The organism is Streptomyces sp. NPDC025793 (assembly GCF_055558375.1).
The window spans coordinates 51,617-76,234 of the sequence record NZ_JBVHMR010000004.1; the positions used below are offsets into that span (position 1 = coordinate 51,617).

A 24,618-nucleotide genomic window follows, 5' to 3' on the forward strand; every position below is an offset into this window, starting at 1 on the left:
CCCGCGCCCGTGCCCGCCGCAGTGGAGACGCCGATGAGCGCCCTCGCGCTGTCCGTGCTGCTGTCGGTCGTGTCCGCCCTCGCCTACGCGGGCGGCGCGATCGTGCAGGAGCAGGTGGCGGTCTCCTGCCCGGACAGTGCCTGCATGCCGCTGCGCCGCCCGAGTTGGTGGGGGGCACTGGCGCTCAACGGTCTCGGCGGCGTCCTGCACGTGGTGGCGCTGGCCTACGGTCCGCTCAGTCTCGTCCAGCCGCTCGGCGCGCTGACCATCGTCTTCGCGCTGCCGATGGCGGCACTGTTCGTCGGCCGCGGGGCCGGGGCGACCGCCTGGCGCGGCGCCCTCATGGCCACGGTGGGCCTCGCAGGTCTGCTGTCCCTCGTCGGCTCCACCGACGCCCACTCCCTCGACACGGCCCAGCGGATCGCGGTGGTGCTGGTCACCGGCGGCGCGACCGCGGGGCTGACGCTCGCGGGACTGGCCGCCCACCGGCACCCCGCGGTGCGCGGCGTGCTCCTCGCCACGGCCTCCGGCGTGGCGTTCGGCATGTCGTCGGTGTTCACCAAGGCGGTCGCCGAGGACTGGACCCGCGGCATCGACCTCCACGACCTGCCCTCGCTCGCCGTGATCGCCCTGTTCGCCGGCGCGGGCGTGGTGCTCTCCCAGGCCTCCTACCGGGGCGCCGGACTCGCCGCCCCGCTGGCCACGCTGACGGTGGTCAATCCCGTGCTGGCGGCCGCCGTCGGCATTCTGATGTTCGGCGAGACGTTTCGCTACGGCGGTGTGGGCAGCGGACTCGCCCTCAGCTGCGGCGTGGTCGCGGCGGGCGGTCTGGTCATGCTGACGACCGAACGGATCGAGCGCACGGGCCCGCCCGCGGCGGCGGACGGCCCGACGCCGGGCGCGGGCCCGGTGGCCGCGCAGCCGGAGGCGCTGCCGGGCCTGCCCCCGCAGCGCGTGCCGGCGCCGGGCGAGGCGGAGCCGCCCGCACCCGCCGAGGACGGCGGCGGGCTCGACGCGCCGGTCGTGCCCGACCTGCTGGTGCCGGCCCGGGTCCGCCCCGTCGACCCGGCCGCGGACGGGGACGGTGCCCTCGGTGTCCGCCCCGCCGCGCGTGGCGGGGCGGACACCGAGGGCACCGAGGGCACCGAGGGCACCGAGGGCACCGAGCCGCCCGGCCCGCCCGCGGGCCGCGTGTTCCCCGTGGCGTACACGGCGCAGGCCGCGGGCGCGGTCGTGTCGCTGCAGGTCCTGCGCCCGAACCGGTGCGGGGGTCAGATCGTGACGCCGCCCGCCCGCAGATAGGCGAGCGGGTCGATGTCCGTGCCGAAGTCGGGTCCGGTCCGCATCTCGAAGTGCAGATGCGGACCGGTGACGTTTCCGGTCGCCCCCGAACGGCCGATGCCCCGGCCGGCGGTGACGCTCTGCCCGATCCGCACGGTGATCGCCGACAGATGGCCGTACTGGCTGTAGCGGCCGTCGGCGTGCCGGATCACCACCAGGTAGCCGTAGGAGCCGCCCCAGCCCGCGGCCACCACCTGCCCGGCCTCCACGGCCTTCACGGAGGTGCCGGTCGGCACGAGGAAGTCGACACCGGTGTGGTAGCCCTTCGACCAGTGCGCGCCGGCCACCCGATAGCCGGTGCCGATCGGGGCGTTGACCGGGGCGACGAGCGTACGGCCCGTGCCCGTGGTCCGGTGCGGGGTGCTCGTGTGCTCCGAAGGGGCCTTGCGCTTCGGGGACTTGGTGCCGACGGCGGCCGTGCCGTGCAGGCTGAGCCGCTGGCCCGGCAGGATCAGGTCCGGGTCGGCGCCGATCGTCCCGCGGTTGCCGGCGTAGAGGCCGCGCCAGCCGCCGCGCACCTGGTGGTCCTGCGCGATGCCGGAGAGCGTGTCGCCGCGCACCACCGTGTACATCTCGGCGCGGCCGGCCCGCGACTGCGGGGTGGTCTGGGGCGTCACGTCCCGTACGGACGTCCTCCCCCCGGTGCTCCGCCGCGCGCTCTTCCCGGTGCTCTGCTCGGTGCTCTCCTTCGCCGCGGGCACCGGGCGCGTCGCGGCGCTGTCCGTGTGGGCGCCGGGCTCGGCGTCCCCGCGGTCCAGTCCGGCCCGCACCGAGCAGACCGGCCAGGCGCCGGGCCCCTGGGCGTCGAGGACCCGCTCGGCGACGGCCATCTGCTGCTCGCGGCTCGCGAGGTCGGCGCGCGGCGCGTACCGCGTGCCGCCGTACGCCTCCCAAGTGGACCGGGTGAACTGGAGTCCGCCGTAGAAGCCGTTGCCGGTGTTGATGCTCCAGTCGCCGCTGGACTCGCAGGCGGCGACCTTGTTCCAGGTGGAGGCGTCGGCCGCGTCGGCGGTGCCGGCGGCGACCAGCGGAATCGCGAGTCCGGCGCCGCCCGCCGTGACGGTGAGTGAGGCGCGGTTGATCCTGTTCGGCTGGTACCGGCGATGCCGGCCGCGTACGGCCATGTCCGAATTCCCCTCGGCATGCGTCAGGAGGGGCAAAACTAAGCGCGGCGAACAGGCCATGACAAGACGGAAATCCGGCCTCCCACGCCCCTCAAGTGGCCGGGAACGGCCCCCTCTTGGCCTGATCGGCGACGGAGTGAGGCTTCCGGCGCCGCCGCCGCGTACTCAAGCCTGGCGGGTCTCATGTGCGCTCGCCAGGTCGGCAGGTCAAGATGGGCGAGGGCCCGTACTGACGGAGCCGTAGTCACGAGGCAACCAGGAAGCAGGCGGCATGAGCACTTCAGCGCAGATCGGTGTCACGGGCCTCGCGGTCATGGGCCGCAACCTCGCCCGGAACTTCGCCCGCAACGGCTACACCGTCGCCGTGCACAACCGTACGGTGGCGCGGACCAAGGCGCTGGTGGAGGGGTTCGGCGGCGAGGGCGACTTCATCGCCGCGGAGACCGCCGAGGAATTCGTCGCGGTGCTGGAGCGTCCGCGCCGCCTGGTCATCATGGTCAAGGCGGGCGGCCCGACGGACGCGGTGATCGAGGAGTTCGCGCCGCTGCTGGAGCCCGGCGACATGATCATCGACGGTGGCAACGCGCACTTCGCGGACACCCGGCGCCGCGAGAAGGCGCTGCGCGAGCAGGGCATCCACTTCGTCGGCATGGGCGTCTCCGGCGGCGAGGAGGGCGCGCTGCACGGGCCGAGCATCATGCCGGGCGGCCCGAAGGAGTCGTACGACTCACTGGGCCCGATGCTGGAGAAGATCTCCGCGAAGGCGGAGAAGGACGGCGCGCCCTGTGTGACGCACGTGGGCCCCGACGGCGCCGGGCACTTCGTGAAGATGGTCCACAACGGCATCGAGTACGCCGACATGCAGCTGATCGGCGAGGCGTACCAGCTGCTGCGCGATGTCGCCGGGTACTCCCCCGCCGAGATCGCGGACATCTTCCGCACCTGGAACCAGGGCCGTCTCGACTCCTACCTGATCGAGATCACCGCCGAGGTGCTGTCCCACGTGGACGCGGCGACCGGCAAGCCGTTCGTGGACGTCGTGGTCGACCAGGCCGAGCAGAAGGGCACCGGCCGCTGGACGGTGCAGATCGCGCTGGACCTGGGCGTTCCGGTGTCCGGCATCGCGGAGGCGGTCTTCGCCCGCTCGCTGTCCGGGCACGCGAAGCTGCGCGCCGCCTCGCAGGGGCTGACCGGCCCGAAGGCGGCGCCGCTGGGCAAGGAGGAGGCGGCCGCCTTCGCCGACCAGGTGGAGCAGGCGCTGTACGCGTCCAAGATCGTGTCGTACACGCAGGGCTTCCACGAGATCACCGCGGGCAGCGAGGAGTACGGCTGGGACATCGACCTCGGCAAGGTCGCGTCGATCTGGCGGGGCGGCTGCATCATCCGGGCGGCGTTCCTGGACCGCATCCGCGCGGCGTACGACGCCCGCGCCGACCTGCCGAGCCTGCTGTCGGACGAGACGTTCGCCCGGGAGATCGCGGGCGCGCAGGACGACTGGCGTGACGTGGTGATCGCGGCGGTGCGGGAGGGCGTGCCGACGCCCGGCTTCTCGGCGGCGCTGGCGTACTACGACGCGTTGCGGGCGGAGCGGCTACCCGCGGCGCTCACACAGGGGCAGCGGGACTACTTCGGGGCGCACACGTACCGGCGGGTGGACCGGGACGGGGCGTTCCACACACTGTGGGGCGGGGACCGCAGCGAGGTCTCCGCGTAAGGGCGCGGGCGCTTCGTGCGGCATCGGCACAGCCCCGCGCCCCTTCGTTCCCGCCCCGGGTCTTCAGGTGAGCGGCGGTCCCGGCTCCGGGTTCGGGACCGGTTCCGGGCCCGGGGGGATCGGGGACGGCGACGGTTCCGGTGGGACCGGGGCCGGGGGCGGCGGGGGCTGTGGGGGCTGTGGTTCCGGCTCCGGCGGGGTCGGCCGGGGCGGGGGTGTCGGAGGTGGGACCGGGGTGGGGTAGGGGTCCGGGGTGGTCATGGGGGCCTCCGGGCGATCGCGGGGCATGGGCCTTGTGGACTCATCGTCCCTCCGGACCGGTCCCCCCGTCTGCCCGGCGGCCCCGGGTCACTCACCCGACAGGGCCACGGGTGTCGTCCGGATCATCCCGGCGTCGCGGGCGGCTCCCCCGCACTCGGCTCCGCTCACGCGCTGGAGACTTCCCTGGCCGTGCGCTCAGAAGCGGCCGGGGTGTTCCCGCAGCCACTGCTTCGCGGCCGACAGCAGCTCCGGATCCGCTGGCGGGGCGACCTCGGGGTGGCGTTCGGCCCACTTGACGACGTACGGGCACAGCGGGGCCACCGGGACGCCCTCGCGCTCGGCGAGGGCGTACAGCTCGCGGGCGAGCGAGCCGGCGATGCCCTTGCCCTCGTGGGCGGGCTCGACGACGGTGTGGACCGGGACCAGGGCGCGCGCGGGCGACTCCAGCACGAAGTACTCGACATGGCCGACGACCTCGCCCGCGCCGACGGCCTCCAGACGGCCCGCCGCCCGGTCGTCGCGGATCTCGATCTCGCTCATGGGCTCACACGCTCCTGGTCTCGTCCTGGTCCGGCGGACCCGTCGGGCCGGGCCCGTCAAGCCGGGCGGGCCTGCGGGCTGCGCCGCTGGTCCGAGCCGGGCACCGGCTCGGACGGGTCGGCGCCGAGGGACACGATCCGGTTGCCGCCGTCGACGTGTACCACCCGCGGCCGCAGCTGTCGTGCCTCGGCGTCGGTGACCTGAGCGTAACTGATGATGATCACCAGGTCGCCGGGGTGCACCAGATGGGCCGCGGCTCCGTTGATCCCGATGACCCCGGAACCGCGCTCGCCCTCGATGACGTACGTCTCCAGCCGGGCGCCGTTGGTGATGTCGACGATGTGCACGAGCTCGCCGGGCAGCAGGTCGGCGGCGTCGAGAAGGTCCGCGTCGATGGTCACCGATCCCACGTAGTGCAGGTCGGCCTGGGTGACGGTGGCGCGGTGGATCTTGGACTTGAACATGGTACGAAACACGAAGAAACTCCCGATTCGTCTGCTCCCTGCCTGCTTCTGCAGGTCAAGGGCGGTCTTCGGAGGCTACATCGTTTCGCACGTGTGGTCAGCTGTCCCCAGGTGTTTGAGGACTCACACTGACTCGTTGCTGACTTTTCTGACACCGCGCCAGTCGGCTACGCACGCGTCAGGAATCGAGGAACCGGCCGACGGCAGGCAGCCGAAGACCGGCGTCGTCAACTCGGCGGGCGCCGCCGACAGCTGGACTGCGAGCGACAGCAGCAGGAGCGGGCCGACACGGCAGCCGACGGGCGCCGGCCGGCCCGCCATGAGGACGCCGCCCGGACCGAATGGGCAGCTGACGTACGAGCAGTTGGACGAGGAAAGCGCCCGGCTCGCCACCCTCAGCGGGATACGGGTACGGACACCTGCAGGCCGGTGCCTCTCGGGTCTGCGCGACAACCGGCCACTCAGCGCGGTGTACTGCTTGATGTGCACCTTTGGAGGAGATCGCCCGGGAAGGGCTGCCCAACGGCCTTCTTCTGGACCCGGCTGGGCCACGCGTGGCAGGCCGCAGGCAGGCGTTTCGAGGCAAGTGCGGCAGGACGTCTGTGGGGACGCCTCAGCGCGGCGGACTTCTTCGGCCATTCGTTCCAGCTGGCGTCGCTTGCCTTCCTCTGCTTCTTCCCGTTCCTGATCCTCGTCACCGCTGGGTTCGGCCAGGACGCGGCGAAGGTCATGGCGGGATGGCTCGGACTGAACGAGCAGGCGGCCCAGGCCGTGGCCGGTCTTTTCAAACCCAATCCTGGTTCGGTCAGCCTCACGTTGACGAGCGCTCTGTTGTTGATCGCGGGCGCGGTCGCCGTGGCCGGTACCTTGCAAGGCTGGTACCAGTTCCTCATCGGCGTGCCACCACGTCGGTGGCGGGATCTGGGGGCTCAGCTCGCCTGGCTGGCGACGCTGGTCGTCTACAGCGCGTCCCGGGCCGGGATCGGCGCAGCGCTCGGATCGCGGCTGAGCAGTCTGTCCGATGTCGTCCTGGCGCTCTTCTTCTGGTGGGCGACCATGCGACTGCTGCTCACCGGAGCGGTCACCTGGCGCTTCCTCGTGCCTTCGGCTGTGGCCACCGGTGTCGCCTGGATCGGCCTCGGGTGGTTCTCCTCCCGCTTCTTCTCCGAAACGATCGTGGCCAACAATCAGAAATACGGCCCTGTGGGCGTCGTCATGGTCATCCTTTCCTGGCTGGTGGCGGCCGGGGGGATACCGGCGCATGTGACCTCCTGCGACTGCGCGCCCGGCAGGCCCCTTTCCCGGACCCCCAGGACCAGGGTTCCGGCAGCACGGCGGATGGTGCCTCACCCATCGGGGGTGAAAGCATTGTCCGGGCACAGCCGCACGGGTACGGGTCGGCGGCGGCGCGATGAGCTCCCGCACGGATGCGGGCGGCCTTGGTGATGCTGCCCGGCGGACAGGCCGCTCGGACCGCGCGGGAGACAGCCCTCCTTCGATCTCCACCAGGAAACGCTCGACCACGATCGGCGTGACCGAGTTCAGCTTCCGCGAGCCAAGACGGGGGCGGTGTGCCCGTCGATGGAGCTGTCCACGTCCCAGCCCGTGGAGTGTTCCGTCATCCTCCGCTGCCGGGGCGCCACTGCTTGGCGTACTCCGCGACCGTCCGCTGACCGGGTTTCCCGGCGGGCCGCAGGGCCTGAACCGATGGACGGGTGCGGGCAACGGGTCGGGGACGCTCCTCGACGAACAACCCCATCCCACGGGAGAGCTGTCCAGCCACGCCACGAGCCTTCCGAGCAGGGCGCCGGGCGGCGCGGCAGGCCCCTGACACGGGAACAGGTCAGCAAGCCGGGACACCGGCCGGCCTCATGCTGACCATTTGCTGACCTGGACGTGACGATCACTGCCCTGACCTGCGGAAACACCTAACGCTAGGTCTTGGACCTGACCATGGTGCGCAGCAATCAGCACTCCTAGAGGTCTGCCCCCTGCCTGCTTGGCGCAGGTCAAGGGCGTTTCCTCACTCTACAACGACACGTTTCGCCGATGGCTGGGCGACCGCTGTTCAGGGACGGATGCTGACCGATGGCTGACTTACCTGATGGTGGCTCAGCGGTGGGGTGATGCTGTTGCAGTGCCCGATCATTACGTCTGACCTCACATGTTCCCGCTCGAGTTCGGCCGTGCTCGGAATGCCGCGAACCAGTCCAGCATGTAGCCATTCGTGACGGCTCCAGGACCGGTGACCTCGGCCACACCGGCGCCTTGCAGAATCCGTTTGACCGGCACTTCGAGTTTCTTGCCGGTCAGCGTGCGGGGCAGGGCGGGCACTCGCGCGATCACATCGGGCACGTGGCGCGGGGAAAGCTGCTCTCTTATGGCCGCTGTGATCCGTTCCCGCAGGCCGTCTTCGCTTTCTCCACAACCATCGGTCACGACGAAAAGTGGCATGAAGTACTCACCGTCGGCCTGCTCGACGCCGACGACGAGGCTGTCCGAGATGCCGGGCAGTTGCTCCACCACGGCGTAGATGTCGGCGGAGCCCATCCGCACTCCCATGCGGTTGAGCGTGGAGTCGGACCGGCCGGACACGACGACCGACAGGTCCGTATCCATGGTCACCCAGTCGCCGTGTCGCCAGACGTCTGGATAGGTGTCGAAGTAGCTGGCCCTATAGCGTGCGTCACCGGGGTCGGCGACGAAGCGCAGTGGCATGGATGGCAGGGGGGCGGTCACGACCAGCTCTCCCTGCTCCCCGGTCACAGGCCGCCCCGTCTCGTCCCAGGCGGCCAGCGCCACGCCGAGTGCCGGGCACTGCATGCGGCCTGCGCGCACCGGGAGGAGCGGGGAGCCGCCTGCGAGGACGGAGCAGACGTCGGTTCCGCCGCAGATCGACTGCAGCCACACGCCGGGAGTGAGCCGGTCGTGGACCCACTGCCAGGCGCTTGGAGCCATGGCCGAACCTGTCTGCAGTACCGAGCGCAAAGCGCCGAGGTCGAGGTCTGCTGCCGGGTTCAGGCCCGACTTCTCCACGGCCGCGAGATAGGCCGCGCCCACCCCGACCATCGTCGCCCTGGTGCGTTCGGCGACCCGCAAGGCGCCAGCTGCGTCGGGAAAGGTGGGGCTGCCGTCGTAGAGGACGATCGTGCTGCCGTGCAGCAGCCCGCCGACCAGGAAGTTCCACACCATCCAACTGGTGGAGGTGACGAAAAGGTACCGGTCCTCGGGGCGCAGGTCGACACCGAGCCCCAGCGCCTTCAGCAGTTCCACGACGATGCCGCCGTGGCTCTGCACGATGCCCTTGGGGACGCCGGTGGTTCCCGATGACCAGAGGATCCAGAGTGGGTAGTCGAAGGGTACGTCGGCGAAGTCCGGTGCCTGGTCGGTGGACGGCAGCGTGGACCATGCGTGCACGGTGACGTCGGATCGTACGGGCCATGCGTCCGTCTGTGGTGGGAAGAGGTTGTCGACGGTGAGGAGGTGGCGGACGGTCGGCAGCCCGTCCAGGAGTTCAGTGACCGTGGCTCGTTTGTCGTGCTCCTTGCCCCCGTAGCGGTAGCCGTCCGCGGCGACGAGAACCGTCGGCCGGGCCTGCCGCAGCCGGGCGAGCACGCTGGGGGTGCCGAAGTCGGGTGAGCAGGCCGTCCACACGGCACCGATCGCCGCGGTCGCCAGCAGTGCCACCACCGTCTGCGGCAAGTTGGTGACGTAGCCGGCGACGCAGTCACCGGGCTTCACACCCATGCGCCGGAGGGCGGCCGACACATCGGCGACCTCGCGGCGCAGCTGCGCCCACGACGTCTCGACGGGCTCCCCGCCCTCGGTCACGCTCACCAGTGCAGGACGTGCGTCGGTGGCCTGGGCCAGGCACCGTTCGGCGAAGTTCAGCCGGGCGCCGGTAAACCAGCGGGCGCCCGGCATGGTGGCGTCGGCCAGCACCTCGTCGTATGCGGTGACGGTGTCCAGTCCGTAGTACTCCCACACCGCCGACCAGAAGGCCGCCAGTTCCGTGGAGCTCCACCGCCACAGCCCGGCGTAGTCGGCGAAGCTCCAACCGCGGGTCTCGTCCAGCCATTCCATGAACACCGCGACGTTGGAGTCCTCCAGTTCGCGGCGCCCCGGTGTCCACAGCAGTTCGGTGTCGGGACTCATGGGTGCCCTCCGGAGAGCGTCGCCCCGAGCGGTGCGCTGCAGGTGTCGGACTCCAGCACGCCGAGCAGTTCTTCGGCCTGGGGCCATTCGCCGTATCCGGAGGCCGGATTCAGGTGGCCGACTGCGCCCAGTCGCACAAGCCGGCTGCCCCAGCTGTGGGCCAGTTCGGCGACGCGTTCGGGTGCACCCAACGGGTCGTCGTCGCTGGCGGCGAGGATGCTGGGGAACGGCAGCCGTGCGCGGGGCACGGGGGTCCAGCCGTGTACCGTCAGTTCGGCGGGGGTGGGGTAGCCGTCCGGCAGCGGTGTTTCGAGGTCCGCTGGCGTGGCGAGCAGCGCGCCACGTACATCAGCGCTGTGGCGGGCGGCCCAGTGCACCGTGGTGATGACGCCGGCGCTGTGGGCGACCAGCAGGACCGACCCGTCCAAGGGCGCCAGCGTCGCGGCCAGGTTGGCAATTTGAGCGTCCAGAGGGAGTCGTTCCCCGGCCAACGGTGGAACGGTGCGGACGACTCGACCGGCCTCGGCGAGACGTCTGGCCAGCAGGGTCTGCCAGTGGTCCGCAACGTGGTCGCGCAGACCGGGGACGATGACCACGGTGGGTTCCACTGTGGCGGTCATGAGGGGACCTCCGAGGGGTGCTTGGGCTCCGCCTTCGTGGTGAGGTCGGCCAGGCGGAGGAGGTCGCGTTCGTACCAGTGCCTGCCGACCAGGAAGGCCAGGGTGGCCAGGACCGCGACGAGGGGCACGAGGCGCAGGGCGCCCAGCAGGCCGAAGCGGTCCGCGAGTGCGCCCGTGACTGCGGGGCCGGGGGCCAGTCCGAGCAGGCTGTTGGCCAGGGTGAGGGTGGCGAACGCGGTAGCCGCGATGGAGGCGGGGGTCAGGTTCGCCACCATGGCGGCTGCGGGCCCGGCGGAGCCGGCGGACAGCAGGCAGCCGACGGCCAGAGCGAGCAATTGGGCTGGTCCGCTGGGAAGTTGGAAGGCGAGGGTCAGCATGAGGAGCGCGCCGAGGCTGCAGACTGCCGCGACGGCCCATTTTCGGATGGGGGCGGTGGAGCTGATGCGGTCGGAGGCCACGCCTCCGAAGATCATCCCCAGGCCGATAATCATGGCGAAGGCGCCGGCGGCTCCGCCTGCCTCGGCCGGGGCCATGTGGTAGTAGCGGTTGAAGAAGCTGGGAAGCCAGGCCAACAGCGCGCCGGCGATGAACAGTTGCAGTCCGCTGCCGACATAGGCGCTGATGACCGAGACGGACGAGAAGAGGCGGGGCAGGTGAGTGCGCAGCCGGCCGCGCGCCTCCCCGCCGGTGGGCCGTCCGCCCGGCGCAAGTCTGCTCTCCTTGACCACGACGCCGTACACGGCGGCGAGCACCAGGCCGAAGATCCCCATCGCGGCGAACGCCCAGCGCCAGCCGGCCGCCTGGGCCACGGCGCCTCCGACGGCCACGCCCAGCACCGAGCCGAAGGCGCCACCGGCGATGAAGGCGCCGGAGAGGGTGGCCCGCAGGGTGACCGGGAAGATGCTGAGGACCACGGCGATGCCCACGCTGCCGTAGGCTGCCTCGCCGATGCCGACGAAGAGACGGCCGACGAACATCTCGCCGTAACTTGCCGATACGGCGCAGCCGAGGGTGGCCAGGCTCCACATCGTGGCGGCCAGCAGCAGGCTCCGGACCCTCCCCCACCGGTCGGCCATGAGGGACATGGGGAAGGTGAGCACGCCGACCGCCAGTGCCACGATGCCGCTGAGCGAGCCCAGGGCGGCGTCGGACAGCAGCCATTCGGCCTTCAGCATCGGGAAGACGGCGTTGAGGACCTGGCGGGACATGTAGTCGGACAGCAGCAGGCCGAAGCCGAGTGCGAAGACCGTCCAGGCATAGCCTTTGGACACGGGCCAGGCCGACGCGGACGCTGTCGGGGCCGTGGACTGCGCAGTGGTGTGAAACTCCATTGTCATCACCTCGACTGCTTGAAGGGGAAGGTCAGAACGGTCTGTCGCCGACGATTCCGGCGCGCTCCATCCTGCGGACGGCGGGCCAGTAGTCCTGGACTGCGTAGTGCTGGGTGGAGCGGTTGTCCCAGATGGCCACGCTGTTGGGAGTCCAGCGCCAGCGCACCTGGTACTCGGGGATTGCCGCCTGGCTGATCAGATAGGTGAGCAGGTGGCTCGCGCCGGGCGCGTAGTCCTGGCCGAAACGCACGTTCTCGGGTGTGTGGTAGTTGACGAAGTGCGTCGCGAACGCGTTGACGAAGAGGATCTTCTCGCCCGTCTCGGGGTGGGTCCGCACAACCGGGTGTTCGGCGTCGGGGAACCGCTCCTTCAGCGCGTGGCGCTGTTCCTCGGGCATGACGGCGCCGAAGGTGGCCTCGATGCTGTGCCGGGCGCGCAAACCGTCGATCCGGGTCTTGATGTGCTCGGGGAGCCGGCGGTAAGCCTCGACCATGTTCACCCAGATCGTGTCGCCGCCGACCGGGGGTGATTCGACGCAGCGCAGTACGGCTCCCATCGAGGGGTTCACCCGCCAGGTGCCGTCCGTGTGCAGGGCGTTCTCGTAGTGCTCCGGCGGGCTGTCCAGATCCTTGTAGATCCGGACCAGGCCGGGGTGGTCCGGGTCGCTGCCGGCTACCGGATGGTCCTCCAGTGCGCCGAAGCGGGAGGCGAAGGCGACGTGGTCGGCACGCGTGACGTCCTGGTCCCGCAGGAAGAGGACCTTGTGCTGCAGCAGCAGGTTCTTGATCTCGGCGAAGAGATCGTCGTCGCGGGCCGCGTCGGCGAGGTTCACGCCGCTGAGCTCGGCTCCGATGGTGCAGGTCAGCGGCTCGGCCTTCACGGTGGTCCGGCGCACGAGCGCCGGGGTCTGCCGCGCGGACGAGAGGGTGTCTGGCATGGGGTGCTCACTTCCTGGGGTGCAACGACGTGCCTTCCTGGGGTGGAACGAGGTGTGCCCTGTCACAGGACGAAGACGGAGGACCCAGTGGTCCGGCCGGCTTCCAGGTCGCGGTGCGCCTGCTCCGCGTCCCCGAGGGCATAGCGCTGATTGATCTCGATCTTGATGCGCCCGGAGGCGACGTGCTCGAACAGCTCGCCGGCCAGCGCGGCGCGCTCGACAGGCTCGGCGATGTAGTCGGCCAGAGCGGGCCGGGTGACGAACACCGAGCCGTGCAGGGCGAGTTGCATCGCGTCGATCTGCGGGACGGGGCCGGAGGCGGTGCCGAAGCACACGAGGAGCCCGCGGCGGGCCAGTGAGGCCAGAGAGCCCGCGAAGGTGGCCTTGCCGACGCTGTCGAACACGACCGGGACGCCTGCGCCGCCGGTCAGCTCGCGGACCCGGTCGGCGACGTTCTCGTGCCGGTAGCGGATGACGTGCTCGCATCCGTGTGCTCGGGCGATGTCAGCCTTCTCCTCGCTGGACACCGTTCCGATCACACGGATGCCGAGCAGTGCGGCCCACTGGCTCACGATCAGGCCCACTCCGCCCGCCGCGGCGTGCAGCAGCACGGTGTCGCCGGGCCTCAGGGGGTGGATCCTGCGCAGCAGATAGGCGGCGGTCAGGCCGCGCATGGTCATCGCGGCCGCCGTCTCACAGCTGATCTCGGGGGGCAGTTTGATCAGGTGCGAGGCGGGCATGACCCGCTCGGTGCTGTAGGCACCGAGCGGACTTCCGGTGTACGTCACCCGGTCGCCCTCGGCCACGTCGGTGACGCCCTCGCCCACCGCCTCCACCACGCCTGCGGCCTCGACGCCGATGCCGTCGGGCAGGCGGACCGGATAGAGCCCGTTGCGGAAGTAGGTGTCGGCGAAGTTGAGGCCGACGGCCTCGTGCCGGATGCGTACCTCGCCGGGGCCGGGGGCGCCGACGGTGACCTCCTGCCACTTCAGGACGTCGGGGCCACCGGTTTCGTGGAAGCGGACGGCGTGTGCCACAGAGTGCTCCGAAGGATTCGCGGGGGTGGGTGTTGCCTGCGTGCGGGACCGGCCTGGCTCGCCGGGTACGGGTCAGGCCGTGGCGTCGCGGAGCATGAAGCCGCGCTGTCCCGGGCGGCGGTTGGGCACCATGCCGAGCCGGGCGAGGGTCTCGTCGGCGTCGGCGTAGTACTCGCCGAGCTTGTAGATCCGCTTGGCGTCGGCACCGGTGGCGATCTCACGGCCGAGTGCCTCGGAGATCTTCACCATCTGCTCGACCTGGGCCACGGAGGACATCCGCTCGCCCTTGGCGCGCCAGAGGTTGTCCTCGTTGCCGACGCGCACGTGCTGGCCGAGGGCGATGGCGACGGCATTCATCGGGGCCACGGCGCGCATGGAGCTCTCGATGGTCAGGACGGCACCGTCCGGGACGCGGCGGATGAACTCGATCAGGTCCGCGGGGTGCCGGCCGGCGAAACCGCCGCCGATGGCCACGTAGTTCAGGATCAGCGGCCCCGTGTAGAGGCCCGCGCGGATCAGCCGCTCCTCAGTCTCCAGCTGGGCCAGGTGGGCGAGCTGGAAGTGCGGCTGGATGCCGTTCGCGTGCAGGCGCTTGAGGTGCTCCAGGTAGAACTCCGGACCGGCCTCGACGACCATGTCGCGGTAGGCCCGGTAGTAGTCCGACTTCGCGATCGACGTGCCCTCGAGGTCGTCGTCGTTCATGATCTCGACGATGTTCATCTGGCTGGTGTTGATCGCGATCGTCACCTGGTCGGGCGCCGGGGTGAGTTCGGCGAGCAGGTGCCGGGTGTCGTAGGCGAGCCACTTGGCGTCGCCGCCCTCGCCCTCGGGGGCGAAGGAGATCGACCCGCCGATCTGGAGCACCATGTCCGGCACGGCCTCGCGCAGCCGTCCGAGCAGTTCGTTGAACATGGACATCCGCTTGGAGCCCTTGCCGTCGAGCTCGCGGACGTGGATGTGGAGCACCGTCGCGCCGGCGTTGTAGCAGTCCACGGCAGCCTGTACGTGCTCGTCCATGGTCAGGGGCAGGTCGTCCGCGTCGCCGGGAAGCCACTCGGGGCCGTACGGCGCGGCCTGGATCACCAGCTTCTCCTGGTTCTCCGGGAAGAGTGAGTCGTCGTGGAAATGCACGGGGCTTCTCCTTGGCGTAGGGGTGATCGCGTCACGGAGCAGGCGGCGGACGCGACCAAGGGGTCTGCGACGGCGGAAGTCGGGACCGGTGGCCACAACTGGCCCGCCATGGCCGCGATCCGGAGGGAGTGCCCTCAGGGGAGCTGCAGAGCGCCCCCTCCGGAAGCCGACCGCCTGCGCGGTGGTGCCAAGGTAGGGCGGATGGCACGCGCTCGCTTTTCCTGCAGTGACAGGTGACTTGTCAATCGGGGACACGCGGCTGGACAGACTCGTGCCACGGCCGAAATGCGTCCCGCGGACTCAGCTGCCGCCAGGCGCTTCCGGGCCGCCCCGGCTCTTGCGCCACTCGCGCGGACCGGTGCCGAAGTGCTCGTGGAACCAGCGGGAGAAGGCGCTCAGCGACGAGAATCCCAGCAGTGTGGACACCTCGGTCAGGGAACGGTTGGGGTTGGCGACGAACTGCTCCGCGAGCGCCGTGCGGGTCGACTGGAGCAGCGAGGAGAACGTCTCTCCGGAGCGGGCCAGGTGGCGGTGAACGGTGCGCCGGTCGACGTCGAGGCTGCGTGCGATCTGCTCGATGGAGCAGCGCCCGGTGGGTAGCAGCGCCTCGATGAGGTCGCGGACCCGGTCCACCTCGGATGCTTCCCTGGGGGCGGCGATGGGCTCGAAGTACTGCCGGGTGTAGCTGCGCAGCTGAGCGTCGGCCATGGCGTTGGGGGCGTCCAGGTCCTCGGCGTAGAAGACGATGCCGTTGAAGTCGCGGTCGAACTCCACCGAGGGCCCGAACAGGCGGCGGTGGCCCGCGGCGTCGCGCGGCGCCGGGTGGGCGAAGCAGACCGCCGAGGGACGCCAGTGCGGGCCGAGGAAGCCGCTCAGCACGCGCTGGAACGCTCCCACGGCGAGTTCCGTGCCCTGCCGGGCCGGCTGCGGTTCACCGAGCCGGAGGTCCACCTTGAGCGTGGCCACCCCGTTGCCTTCCGAGAGCCGGGCGTGCAGGACCTCGTTGTAGGTGTGCTGGTGGCGGATGAGCAGGGCCAAGGCACTGCGGACGTCGGGCTCTTCACGGACGAGCAGGCTGATGGGGCCGAGATTGGAGAAGCGCCGCCACTCGGTCAGCAGCAGACCGAAGTCCTCCCGCCCGGACGCGGCGGCCGACAGCTCCAGCAACTTGACCACCGCCGTGCCGGAGATCCACCGGTCCTGCACTGCCAGGTCCGCGGTGTCCAGGCCGACGCCCTTCATCAGGGCGCGGGGGTCGAGACCGAGGGATCGGCTCAGCTCGACGTAGCCGTTCAGCGCGGCGGTGCGGGCAAGGGGCCTCATGGGCACGCTCCAGGGGCAATGAGTCCCCAGAAGTTAAGTTCCTCGTCCCCGCACGTCAAGCATGCCGGGCGAGTGATTCGTAGCATCCCCGTTCAACGCGGTCCGTACGGCGGTGCGGCTGCCGTGCCGCCCGGCCGCCGCACCGCCGGCAGAAACTGCCCGGCACACCAGACCTCGCGGAGGCGACCATGGCCAAAGCCCCAGACACGCTGACGATGCCGGTCGAACCGTTCACAGGCCCCGCCCTGTGGTACGGACCCGACCTGGCGGGCCGTGACGACTGGGTCCTGAGTCTGTCCGCCGGGGACCGTGACGAATTGCGCAGGGCGCTGCACACCGCCCGCGCCCGCGCCGCCACCCTGCTGCGGATGACCACCGCCGACTTCCCGCTGCCCACGCTCGCAGCCGAGCTGGATCGCACTGCGAGAACACTGTCCGAGGGGCGGGGCCTCCTTCTGATCAAGGGCGCCCCCGAGGATCTGCTCGGAGAAGCCGAAGCCAGCACCGTGCTGCGCGGCATCGGCCAATACCTCGGCAGACCCGTCCCGCAGACCGTCGACGGCCACACCCTCTGCCACATCCGGGACGTCGGCCCGACGTCGGACGCCCCGGCGCCGCCTGCGTGCCTTACCTCGGCCGCGGTGTCGTTCCACACATCGGAGTCCGACCTGCTCGGCCTGCTCTGCCTGCGGCCGGCCCGCTCAGGCGGCCGAACGCTGCTCGCCAGTGCCGCTGCCGTGCACAACGCCGTGCTCGAAACCCGCCCGGATCTCGTCGCGCGCCTCTACCGCCCCCACCTCTTCGACGGCCAGGAGGAGCAGGCGCCCGGCGACGGGTCTTACCTGGCCTGCCCGCTTGTCACCAGGCACGGAGACCGGCCCAGCATGCGGTACGACCGCACCCGCCTGGACAGCGGCGCACACGCTGCCCGAGGCGGTGGCCCGGACGGCGCCCAGGCCGCCGACGAAGAGCTGTACGACTTCATCGACACGACGGCAGCCTCGCCCACCCTCCGGCTCGAACTGGATCTCCAGCCCGGTGATCTGCTCCTGCTCGACAATCACGTGGTGCTGCACGCCCGCTCGGCGTACGAGGACTTCGACGCCGTGGAGCAGAAACGCCACCTGCTGCGCCTGTGGCTGGCCCGCCCCGGCGAGGCCACCCCGGCCGACCAGGCAGCCGGAGCACACGTCCGCCGGACGACACGCACCGGAGTCGTCCCACGCGATGTCGTCCGCCCCCGGAGCCTGCGCACGGCAGGCCCGGGCTGCGGCTGCCCGCTGCGCACCCACTGAGACGAATCGACGTACGAGCAGCTCGACGAGGCGAGTGCCCGGCTCGCCGGTGTTCTGCAAGACCGAGGTGTCCGGCCGGGTGACGTCGTCACGATGACCATGCCCAATGTGCCGCTCTTCCCGGTCGTGTACTACGGCATCCCGCGGGCCGGTGGCGTTGCCGTGCCGATGAATCCGCTACTCAAGGCGCGTGAGGCAGCGTTCGTGCTGCGTGACTCGGGGCCCGGATGGCGCTGGCCCATCCGATGTGCGCCGAGGAGGTGGCGAAGGCGGCCGCTGAGACCGGAGCGGCGTGCCTGGTCACGGATTCCGACAATTTCCACACGCTGCTGCTCGCTGCCCAGCCTCTGGCCGGCGTCGTCGAACGGGCCGACGACGACACCGCCTTGATGCTTTACACCTCGGGCACCACCGGCACGCCCAAGGGGGCCGAACTCACTCACCGCAACCTGCTGACCAACACGGCCACCACCGCACAGACCCTGCTTCTGCTCGGTCCGCAGGACGTCCTGCTCGGCGGTCTGCCGCTGTTCCACGCCATCGGGCAGGCCTGCGCCATGAACGCCTCCGTGGCCGCCGGCGCGACGCTCACGTTGCTGCCCCGGTTCGATGCGGGGCAGGCTCTGGATGTCATGCGCCGGGACGGGGTCACCGGCTTCCTCGGCGTGCCGACGATGTACTCCGCGCTTCTGCAGGCCCGACGCCCGGACGGGCATGCCGCCTCCCGGCTCCGGCTCGCGGTCTCGGGCGGCGCCGCCCTGCCGGTCGAGGTACTGCACGGCTTCGAGCGGACCTTCGGGGCGACCGTGCTGGAAGGCTACGGCCTGTCGGAGACCTCTCCGGTGGCCGCCTTCAATCATCCGGCCCGACCGCGCAAGGCCGGCTCGATCGGCACCCCGTGCGGGGAGTCGAAATGAAACTCGTGGCGGACGACGGTACTCCCGTGGAGCCCGGCGCTGTCGGTGAGATCGCCGTCCGCGGTGAGAACGTGATGAAGGGCTGCTTCAACTACCCCGACGCCAGCGCCCACGCCTTGCGCAACGGCTGGTTCCACACCAGCGACCTGGCACGCGTGGACGAGGACGGCTTCTACTTCATCGTGGACCGCAAGAAGGACCTGATCATCCGGGGCGGCTACAACGTCTGCCCGCGGGAGATCGAGGAGGACCTCTACGGGCCGCGATCGCCGAGGCCGCGGTCGTGGGAGTTCCGGACCCGCTGCACGGCGAGGAAGTCGCTGCGGTCGTCGTGCTGCGGACCGGCGAGGAGGCGACGCCGGAGGCGATCCGTGACTACGTCGAAGAACATGTCGCGGCCTACAAGTATCCGCGCGTCGTCACGCTCACCGCCGAACTTCCCAAGGGGCCCACCGGCAAGATCCTCAAGCGTGAGATCACCGTCCCGCCGCCGTCGGCCCGCTCGTGAGCTCATGCCTGGGCAAAGATCAGGGGGTGGGTACGGGCCGGCGGTGTGCCTCGTACTCCGCTCCCCGCACCCGCCCACCTCGCCGTAGCCCGAGGCCGGCCAACACATCCGCTTGGAGCAGTCCACAGGCCGAGGGCTGCGACGATGACAGGTATACGTGGCACTTTTCACGCAGGTCAGTGACGCGTGACACCTGTACCACCAGCAGACCAAGAACATTCTCTGTTCTTACAGCCCTCAGAAGCTTGGCTTCTTCTAGATCCCGGAGTCGGTTGCCCGGAGGCATCGTCGCGCAGGCGACCCGACACGGCAGCCACCCTCCGGGATCAACGCAATACTTCGCGCCACTGTCCGAGCTCCAAGTGAGCGTCCCGGACCAGCTCCGGACCGAATGGCGTCCCTGTCGAACCACTTCCCGGCCCGAAAGGCCGGCCAATCTGCAGGTAATGCGCTGCTGTTCGATCGTGTCCGCCGGCATCGCGTCCAACGGCAGACCGGCCGTGAGGGAGTTGCCAGCGGGCGGCGGAACCGTCGAGCTTCGCGTCGGCGACGGCGTCGTGCGGGTCGCCGAGCGGCTGGTCGCGATCCGGCCTCTCAGCGTCGCGCACGAGCGCTGGACGGCCCGACGAGGCGATCGTCGCAGAGCCGCGTGCCGGCCTGCTTGACGTGCCTCAGCACGGGTGAGACCTCCATGCTCTGCAGTCCGGTCAGGGACCCGATGCGATCCGAAGTGAACTCGAACAGTTCGTCGAGGTCCCGGCAGTGTGCGACGGCGTGGATGTTCCAGGGCCCGGAGATGGCTGCGGCGAAGGCGATCTCGGGTTCCTGCGCGAGTGTGCGGCCCGCGCTCTTCACCGCCGACGGGTGCACGCGGAGCCAGAGGTTCGCGCGAGCGTGATACCCCAAGGCCGCTGCGGCGATCTCCACGTCGATGTGGACGACGCGCTGCTGGAGCAGAGCATCAAGGCGTCGCGAGGCACGTCCCGGGGTGAGGTCGGCGGCTGCGGCGAGATCGACGAGACTGGCGCGGCCGTCTGCAGCGAGGGCATCGAGCATCTTCTCGTCCTCGGGGGTGAGGCGCAGTGGCTCGCGGGTGACGACCGGAGACTCGGTGAAGGGGGGCCCGCCGCTCCCCAGCGCTGCTTCCTCCTGCGGGGACAGTGTGCCCTGCAGGGCGGACCAGTAGTGGGCGCGGCCTCCGAGGAACTGGCGGAGCATGGCGAAGGCGTTGATGTCGATCACCGCTGCGGTGCGCGGAAGCCGCTGCCCCAGGAGGTCCTCGCGTTGTTCCCGCGTCCGGGACTGCGTCGCGCAGGTGATCTCGCAGCCCGCCGCGCTCAGCGCTACCCAGTTGATGTCGTCACGCTTGGCGAGCGCCTCGGCGATCGCCGCGACGCTGCCGGGCCGGCAGCGCAGGCGCACCAGCCACCTGCTCTGCCCCAGGGCGCCCGGGTTGACCACGCCGGCCACCCGGATGACGCCCTCGGCGCGCAGGCGGCGATACCGACGGTTGACGGCGCCCTCGGTCAGTCCGAGGACGGTCGCGATCGCGGCGAACGAAGCCCGCGGAGCGATCTGCAGCGCCCGAATGATTCGTACATCGTCAGGCTGTACCGAAGCGGATTCCGTCATGAACACCCTTGCCACGTCACCGATCATACAAACGAGCGCTCGTGGCTCGCCTGCGATGCAGCGCGGACGAAACACTTGAAGCACACGTTGAGGGGCCCCACAGCAGCGGTCACCCGTGCCCATCCCGGGACCTCGACGATGCCCGAACGGAGTACGACGCTCGAAGAACGGAGATGACGCTGCATGTCATCGACCTCCACCGAACAACACCCACCGACCGCTCTCATCGTCGGGGCCTCGCGCGGCCTCGGCCACGCGATGACGGCGGAGTTCCTGGACAGGGGCTGGAACGTCATCGGCACCGTTCGCGACACCACTGCCCGAACGCCGCTGCACGATCTCGCGGACCGCACCGACGGCCGGGTGACCATCGAACGCCTCGACATCAACGACCCCGGCCAACTGCCCCCGCTGCACGAACGTCTGACGCACCGCCGACTCGACGTGCTCTTCGTCAACGCGGGTACCACCAACAACGAGCAGACGCCCATCGGCGCGGTCGCGACAGCCGACTTCATCGACGTGATGGTCACCAACGCGCTCAGCCCCATGCGCGTCATCGAAGCCCTCGAAGACCTGGTGGCCCCGGCGGGGCTCATCGGGGCGATGTCCTCCGGGCAGGGCAGCATCACGAACAACACGAGCGGGGGCCGCGAGGTCTACCGAGGGAGCAAAGCAGCCCTGAACATGTTCCTGCGGAGCTTCGCGGCCCGGCAAGGTGAGACGCAGCGCGCCTTCGTACTCATGGCGCCGGGGTGGATACGCACCGCCCTGGGCGGTCCGGATGCGCCGTTCACCATCGAGGAGAGCGTCCCCTTGCTGGTGGACGTCCTGCTCTCCCGACTGGGCACGCCCGGCCTGGCGTACCTGGACCGCTTCGGCCGGACCGTCCCTTGGTAAACCCTGCGGCCAGCACTCACATGCGCCGGCTTGGGGCAGCCCTCAAGGAGGAGACCGTGCCGATCATCGCCGCCGAAGAACGCTGGAGCACGCCGGATCCGACGGCTGCACTCCGCGCCCCGCCGCACCCGGATGAAAGTCTCCACATCGGGGAAACGGACGACAACCAGGAGTGCCTGGAGGACCTGGAAGCGGGCCGCATCGCGGCGATGGAAACTCAAGGGTTCGACCTTTCGGTCCTCACCCTGACTCCGCCCGGAACCCAGGCGCTGCCCCCCGAAAGCCCGGCGCTGAGAGCGCGAACGGGCAGGGTGTCGGGCGACGGCCGCCACGGCCACGTCGTTCCCAGCCCGTTTCGGCGCGGCGTCGGAAATCGGGCAGCCCGTTTTCACTCACCCTCAACTGCCGTCGAGTGTCCGTGATGCCTCGTACCGAGGGTTCGACCCCGTGACGGAACCCTCCCTGTGCTCCGGCGAGCCGAGGACGCAACCAGTCGTTCCGGACGCTCTACCTGACCGGGCCTTCGTCTTCTCCTCGCTGTTCGTCAGGCAGGTCCAGGATGGCCTCTCGGGTGTAGTGAGGGCTCCCTCGGGGTGGGGCCGCCCCGGGGGCCATGAGGTCGGCGAGGAGTCTGCTCAGGTCATCCGTGGACAGCGCCAGGCCCAGGGTCTGCACGATGCGCAGAGCGCAGTCCCGGATGGACCGGGCACTCTTCTCGGGCGCCGCCGTGCTCCTGATCTCGTCACACACTCGGCCGAACTGCTCAGCGCTGATCGTCGGCCTACTTGCCAGTTGCGCCATGGTGCGCTCCTCCTGGATGAACGGGCCGTTCCACCCGCTCTTCCAGAAAGCGCTGAGCACACCCCGATGGCAACTGGAGAGAGCCGGCGCGCAGGCGATCGGCCAGAGGCGCTCAGACTTCGCCGGCCAGTGCCTGGCCTTGCAGTTCGACCGCTTCGAAACCGGCGTCGTGAACCGTGTGCCCTCTCAGTGGTGTCCCGATGCGGCCGGGCTGAGCTGGTCCGGCGATGTACCGGCCGTGGTCTGGATGGGACGGCGTGCTGCGCGCCACGGCCCGAAAGGCCCCTCCCGGTCGTGCCGGCCCAGCAGGAGGTTCCGGGGGGCGGCGCAGGGCGCCGGTGATCGCGCCGAGGGTGCACGGATCTCGATGAGCGCCCGGGCGACGGGCAGGTGCCACTGCTGGTTCCCACGAATGATCAGCCTTCAGTGCCCGGTGCCTCGGCCCATGCGGTGAACCGCTCCTTGGCGGGGGCGACGTCGGGCGTCTCGGGCCACAGGGCCCACGGGTCGGTCAGGCGCGCTCGGCGAACCGCGCCTCCAAGGGGGCATGGCTTCACCGTGCGGCGCCCACGACAGCTCCTGCCCGTCGATCCGGAGGGCCTCGAACGCGGCAAAGCGGGCCGACAGCTCGGCGTGGAGCCGGATGGCAGGCAGCCCCCGCCTGCGAGTGTGGTGGTGGGGTGGGGGCGGATACGTCAGCGCCTCGTCGGGTCGCGCGACCAGATGGCGGCGCCCCCAGGCGGGCGCCGAGGCCGATTCATCTCCGCGTACGCACAGCCAGACCACGTACGCACAGCTTGGCCACCGGCCGTGATCACGCACGGATTGACGCCTGCTGTGAGGGTTCCCAAGCTGTAGAAGGGGCGGGTGGAAGGGGTCGTGGTCGTGAGCGGTAGGCAGAGTGGACTTCCCCGGCTGCTGACCGCAGCGGAGAGGGCGGCGCCGGTGGACGCCGTCGCGGTGGTCGCTGAGGACCTCCGGCGGCGTTTCGGCGCCACGAAGGTGTCATTCCTCATCGTGGACCTGACGGGCAAGGCGGTGGCGCGGCTGGCCACGGCCGCCGGTGCGGAGGGTGGGCGGGAAGCGGAGCGGATTCCCATGTTCGGCAGCGTCTACGAGCAGGTGATCCGTACCCAGCGGCTGTACCAGGAGAGGACCGGCCAGGGACAGCGGGTGATCGTGCCGGTCACCAACCGGGGGGACGCCATCGGAATGCTGGAACTGCTCCTGCCCGCCGACCCCGGCGACGACGTCCTCGACGAGGTCGGTGAAGCCGCACACATCCTGGCCTACATCGTGATCGTCAACGGACGCTTCACCGACCTCTACACCTGGGGCACACGCTCCAGGCCCCCCACGCTGGCAGCTGAAATCCAGTACCAGCTACTTCCCCCGTCACTGTCGTGCGAGGCTGCGCAGTTCACCTTGTGCAGGAGCTTGGAGCCCTCGGAAGACCTCAGCGGCGACACCTTCGACTACGCGCTGGACCGCGACACCCTGCACGTGTCGGTGACCGACCCCATGGGCCACGACATCGATTCCGCCCTTGCCGCCACCGTACTGGTGGGCGCCCTGCGCGGCGCCCGTCGCGCAGGAGCCGGTCTGGCCGAGCAGGCCCACCGGGCCGACCAGGCCCTGACCGATCACGGCCACGGTCACGCCACCGGGCAACTGCTGCGCATCAACCTCCACACCGGCCACGCCCAGCTCGTCAACGCCGGCCACCCCTGGCCACTGCGCATGCGCGACGGGACTGCGGAAGCGATCACCTGCGAGGTGGACCACCCCTTCGGGCTGCCCGTCTCCGTGCCTCACCCCTACCGTGTCCAGGACCTCGACCTGCGCCCCGGTGACCGTCTGCTCATGGTGACCGATGGCATGCTCGAACGCCATGGGGAGAAGGTCGACCTGCTCGCCCTCCTGAAGCGCACCCGGGATCTGCACCCGCGGGAGGCGGCGCTGACGCTGACGTCCGCGGTCCGGGACGCCGCCGGGGGCCGGCTCGCAGACGATGCCACCGTGATGTGCCTGGACTGGCACGGCCCCCAGCAGACCCTGCGGCACGTCAGCTCCGGCGCGGACACTGAGCAGGCTTCAGCCGGCCGCACGAAGCAGTAGCGGTGACCAGGGCGCTCCCCCGGCCGGTGCCAGACGCCCGGATCGTTGCTCCCGCGCCTCGCCCTTCCTTCCGAGCATGAGCTCTCCCAGCCGCTGTGGGCGGCTCCGGCGACCTGACCGGATGAGACATCACGAGGCGTCCGGAGAGCCGTCCCGCTTCGGCTGGAAAATCGGTTCGCCGGGGAGCGCGCCGACAACGGCAGGCTATCTTGCGCCTGCGCCGGCAGGGGGTCCAGAGGCGGTCGCAGAACCATAAGTCCGGTCTACGGGTCGCCTGGGGGACCCGCTACCCGAAAGCACTCGGCCTGGTGCTTTCGCAGCCCCGCACGCGGCCAGCCGGCAAGGCCGCCGAGGCCCATCGGGCCGACGACGCGGTCCCGCGACTCATCATTTCTGCTCGTTCGCTGGAGACGGTTTGCGGTGCCCGTCCCGGCCCCCGGCCGGGTGGGGGCCGACCCCACCTTTGCGC

At 70.5% G+C, this 24,618-nt stretch carries 21 protein-coding genes and 1 pseudogene; 10 read left to right on the forward strand and 12 right to left on the reverse strand.

The window, feature by feature from the left end:
* Positions 1-33 precede the first annotated feature (33 nt).
* On the forward strand, positions 34-1,302 hold the full coding sequence (locus tag ACZ4MF_RS10390; protein WP_467491616.1) for a DMT family transporter: 1,269 nt from the start codon (positions 34-36) through the stop codon (positions 1,300-1,302).
* Here the strand turns inward: ACZ4MF_RS10390 and ACZ4MF_RS10395 are convergent.
* Positions 1,272-2,465 (reverse strand): transglycosylase family protein, encoded by a 1,194-nt coding sequence (locus ACZ4MF_RS10395; protein WP_467491617.1) that lies wholly within the window; start codon positions 2,463-2,465, stop codon positions 1,272-1,274. The two genes, ACZ4MF_RS10390 and ACZ4MF_RS10395, sit on opposite strands and share 31 nt — an antisense overlap.
* A 271-nt stretch (positions 2,466-2,736) precedes the next feature.
* Here ACZ4MF_RS10395 and gndA point away from each other — a divergent pair, with 271 nt between their 5' ends.
* Entirely contained in the window at positions 2,737-4,179 is a 1,443-nt protein-coding gene (gndA, locus tag ACZ4MF_RS10400; RefSeq protein ID WP_467491618.1) for an NADP-dependent phosphogluconate dehydrogenase, read from the forward strand.
* 456 nt (positions 4,180-4,635) lie between these two features.
* On the opposite strand, the gene ACZ4MF_RS10405 is transcribed toward gndA, so the two are convergent.
* Together ACZ4MF_RS10405 and panD are read right to left on the reverse strand one after the other, a co-directional pair.
* Positions 4,636-4,980, reverse strand: coding sequence for a GNAT family N-acetyltransferase (locus ACZ4MF_RS10405; RefSeq protein ID WP_467491619.1), 345 nt, complete (start codon positions 4,978-4,980; stop codon positions 4,636-4,638).
* Positions 4,981-5,036: 56 nt separating this feature from the next.
* Positions 5,037-5,456: an aspartate 1-decarboxylase gene (gene panD, locus ACZ4MF_RS10410; protein WP_467491620.1), complete on the reverse strand. Its 420-nt coding sequence runs from the start codon at positions 5,454-5,456 to the stop codon at positions 5,037-5,039.
* 471 nt (positions 5,457-5,927) lie between these two features.
* On the opposite strand from panD, the gene ACZ4MF_RS10415 reads away from it, so the two are divergent.
* A complete protein-coding gene (locus tag ACZ4MF_RS10415; protein ID WP_467491621.1) occupies positions 5,928-6,890 on the forward strand; it encodes a ribonuclease BN in 963 nt (320 codons plus the stop codon).
* A 714-nt stretch (positions 6,891-7,604) separates the two neighbouring features.
* Here the strand turns inward: ACZ4MF_RS10415 and ACZ4MF_RS10420 are convergent.
* The 7 genes from ACZ4MF_RS10420 to ACZ4MF_RS10450 form a co-directional block, all read right to left on the reverse strand.
* Positions 7,605-9,599 (reverse strand): acetoacetate--CoA ligase, encoded by a 1,995-nt coding sequence (locus ACZ4MF_RS10420; protein ID WP_467491622.1) that lies wholly within the window; start codon positions 9,597-9,599, stop codon positions 7,605-7,607.
* The gene (locus ACZ4MF_RS10425; RefSeq protein ID WP_467491623.1) at positions 9,596-10,219 is read right to left on the reverse strand and encodes an RBBP9/YdeN family alpha/beta hydrolase; all 624 of its coding nucleotides are present in this window, start codon (positions 10,217-10,219) and stop codon (positions 9,596-9,598) included. Before ACZ4MF_RS10425 ends, ACZ4MF_RS10420 begins: the two co-directional genes overlap by 4 nt.
* The gene (locus ACZ4MF_RS10430; protein WP_467491624.1) at positions 10,216-11,490 is read right to left on the reverse strand and encodes an MFS transporter; all 1,275 of its coding nucleotides are present in this window, start codon (positions 11,488-11,490) and stop codon (positions 10,216-10,218) included. Before ACZ4MF_RS10430 ends, ACZ4MF_RS10425 begins: the two co-directional genes overlap by 4 nt.
* A gap of 91 nt (positions 11,491-11,581) precedes the next feature.
* Positions 11,582-12,487, reverse strand: coding sequence for a TauD/TfdA dioxygenase family protein (locus ACZ4MF_RS10435; RefSeq protein WP_467491625.1), 906 nt, complete (start codon positions 12,485-12,487; stop codon positions 11,582-11,584).
* Between the two features lie 62 nt (positions 12,488-12,549).
* Positions 12,550-13,524, reverse strand: a complete 975-nt coding sequence (locus ACZ4MF_RS10440; protein ID WP_467491626.1) for a quinone oxidoreductase family protein — start codon at positions 13,522-13,524, stop codon at positions 12,550-12,552.
* Positions 13,525-13,596: 72 nt separating this feature from the next.
* Positions 13,597-14,655, reverse strand: a complete 1,059-nt coding sequence (locus ACZ4MF_RS10445; protein ID WP_467491627.1) for a beta-keto acid cleavage family enzyme — start codon at positions 14,653-14,655, stop codon at positions 13,597-13,599.
* A gap of 300 nt (positions 14,656-14,955) precedes the next feature.
* On the reverse strand, positions 14,956-15,978 hold the full coding sequence (locus ACZ4MF_RS10450) for an AraC family transcriptional regulator (RefSeq protein WP_467491628.1): 1,023 nt from the start codon (positions 15,976-15,978) through the stop codon (positions 14,956-14,958).
* A gap of 188 nt (positions 15,979-16,166) precedes the next feature.
* On the opposite strand from ACZ4MF_RS10450, the gene ACZ4MF_RS10455 reads away from it, so the two are divergent.
* From ACZ4MF_RS10455 to ACZ4MF_RS10470, 4 genes and pseudogenes are all read left to right on the forward strand, one after another.
* Positions 16,167-17,273 (forward strand): TauD/TfdA family dioxygenase, encoded by a 1,107-nt coding sequence (locus ACZ4MF_RS10455; RefSeq protein ID WP_467491629.1) that lies wholly within the window; start codon positions 16,167-16,169, stop codon positions 17,271-17,273.
* 54 nt (positions 17,274-17,327) lie between these two features.
* Positions 17,328-17,438, forward strand: a pseudogene (locus ACZ4MF_RS10460) (AMP-binding protein); the annotation flags it as partial.
* A gap of 62 nt (positions 17,439-17,500) precedes the next feature.
* Positions 17,501-18,190 (forward strand): AMP-binding protein, encoded by a 690-nt coding sequence (locus tag ACZ4MF_RS10465; RefSeq protein WP_467491630.1) that lies wholly within the window; start codon positions 17,501-17,503, stop codon positions 18,188-18,190.
* Between the two features lie 283 nt (positions 18,191-18,473).
* On the forward strand, positions 18,474-18,698 hold the full coding sequence (locus ACZ4MF_RS10470; protein ID WP_467491631.1) for an AMP-binding enzyme: 225 nt from the start codon (positions 18,474-18,476) through the stop codon (positions 18,696-18,698).
* A gap of 594 nt (positions 18,699-19,292) precedes the next feature.
* Here the strand turns inward: ACZ4MF_RS10470 and ACZ4MF_RS10475 are convergent.
* Positions 19,293-20,453, reverse strand: coding sequence for an Lrp/AsnC family transcriptional regulator (locus tag ACZ4MF_RS10475; RefSeq protein ID WP_467491632.1), 1,161 nt, complete (start codon positions 20,451-20,453; stop codon positions 19,293-19,295).
* Positions 20,454-20,513: 60 nt separating this feature from the next.
* Here ACZ4MF_RS10475 and ACZ4MF_RS10480 point away from each other — a divergent pair, with 60 nt between their 5' ends.
* The gene (locus ACZ4MF_RS10480; protein WP_467491633.1) at positions 20,514-21,230 is read left to right on the forward strand and encodes an SDR family NAD(P)-dependent oxidoreductase; all 717 of its coding nucleotides are present in this window, start codon (positions 20,514-20,516) and stop codon (positions 21,228-21,230) included.
* Between the two features lie 56 nt (positions 21,231-21,286).
* Positions 21,287-21,652: a hypothetical protein gene (locus tag ACZ4MF_RS10485; protein WP_467491634.1), complete on the forward strand. Its 366-nt coding sequence runs from the start codon at positions 21,287-21,289 to the stop codon at positions 21,650-21,652.
* An 85-nt stretch (positions 21,653-21,737) separates the two neighbouring features.
* On the opposite strand, the gene ACZ4MF_RS10490 is transcribed toward ACZ4MF_RS10485, so the two are convergent.
* Positions 21,738-22,091 (reverse strand): hypothetical protein, encoded by a 354-nt coding sequence (locus ACZ4MF_RS10490; protein WP_467491635.1) that lies wholly within the window; start codon positions 22,089-22,091, stop codon positions 21,738-21,740.
* A gap of 885 nt (positions 22,092-22,976) precedes the next feature.
* Here ACZ4MF_RS10490 and ACZ4MF_RS10495 point away from each other — a divergent pair.
* Positions 22,977-24,149 (forward strand): PP2C family protein-serine/threonine phosphatase, encoded by a 1,173-nt coding sequence (locus ACZ4MF_RS10495; RefSeq protein ID WP_467491953.1) that lies wholly within the window; start codon positions 22,977-22,979, stop codon positions 24,147-24,149.
* Positions 24,150-24,618: the final 469 nt, after the last annotated feature.

Coding starts and splice junctions, on each gene's coding strand:
- ACZ4MF_RS10435 (WP_467491625.1), bottom strand. CDS start 12,487: ATGCCAGACACCCTCTCGTCCGCGCGGCAGACCCCGGCGCTCGTGCGC.
- ACZ4MF_RS10455 (WP_467491629.1), top strand. CDS start 16,167: ATGGCCAAAGCCCCAGACACGCTGACGATGCCGGTCGAACCGTTCACA.
- ACZ4MF_RS10425 (WP_467491623.1), bottom strand. CDS start 10,219: ATGACCGCCACAGTGGAACCCACCGTGGTCATCGTCCCCGGTCTGCGC.
- ACZ4MF_RS10390 (WP_467491616.1), top strand. CDS start 34: ATGAGCGCCCTCGCGCTGTCCGTGCTGCTGTCGGTCGTGTCCGCCCTC.
- ACZ4MF_RS10395 (WP_467491617.1), bottom strand. CDS start 2,465: ATGGCCGTACGCGGCCGGCATCGCCGGTACCAGCCGAACAGGATCAAC.
- ACZ4MF_RS10475 (WP_467491632.1), bottom strand. CDS start 20,453: ATGGGCACGGGTGACCGCTGCTGTGGGGCCCCTCAACGTGTGCTTCAA.
- ACZ4MF_RS10480 (WP_467491633.1), top strand. CDS start 20,514: ATGTCATCGACCTCCACCGAACAACACCCACCGACCGCTCTCATCGTC.
- ACZ4MF_RS10420 (WP_467491622.1), bottom strand. CDS start 9,599: ATGAGTCCCGACACCGAACTGCTGTGGACACCGGGGCGCCGCGAACTG.
- gndA (WP_467491618.1), top strand. CDS start 2,737: ATGAGCACTTCAGCGCAGATCGGTGTCACGGGCCTCGCGGTCATGGGC.
- ACZ4MF_RS10405 (WP_467491619.1), bottom strand. CDS start 4,980: ATGAGCGAGATCGAGATCCGCGACGACCGGGCGGCGGGCCGTCTGGAG.
- ACZ4MF_RS10450 (WP_467491628.1), bottom strand. CDS start 15,978: ATGAGGCCCCTTGCCCGCACCGCCGCGCTGAACGGCTACGTCGAGCTG.
- ACZ4MF_RS10465 (WP_467491630.1), top strand. CDS start 17,501: ATGGCGCTGGCCCATCCGATGTGCGCCGAGGAGGTGGCGAAGGCGGCC.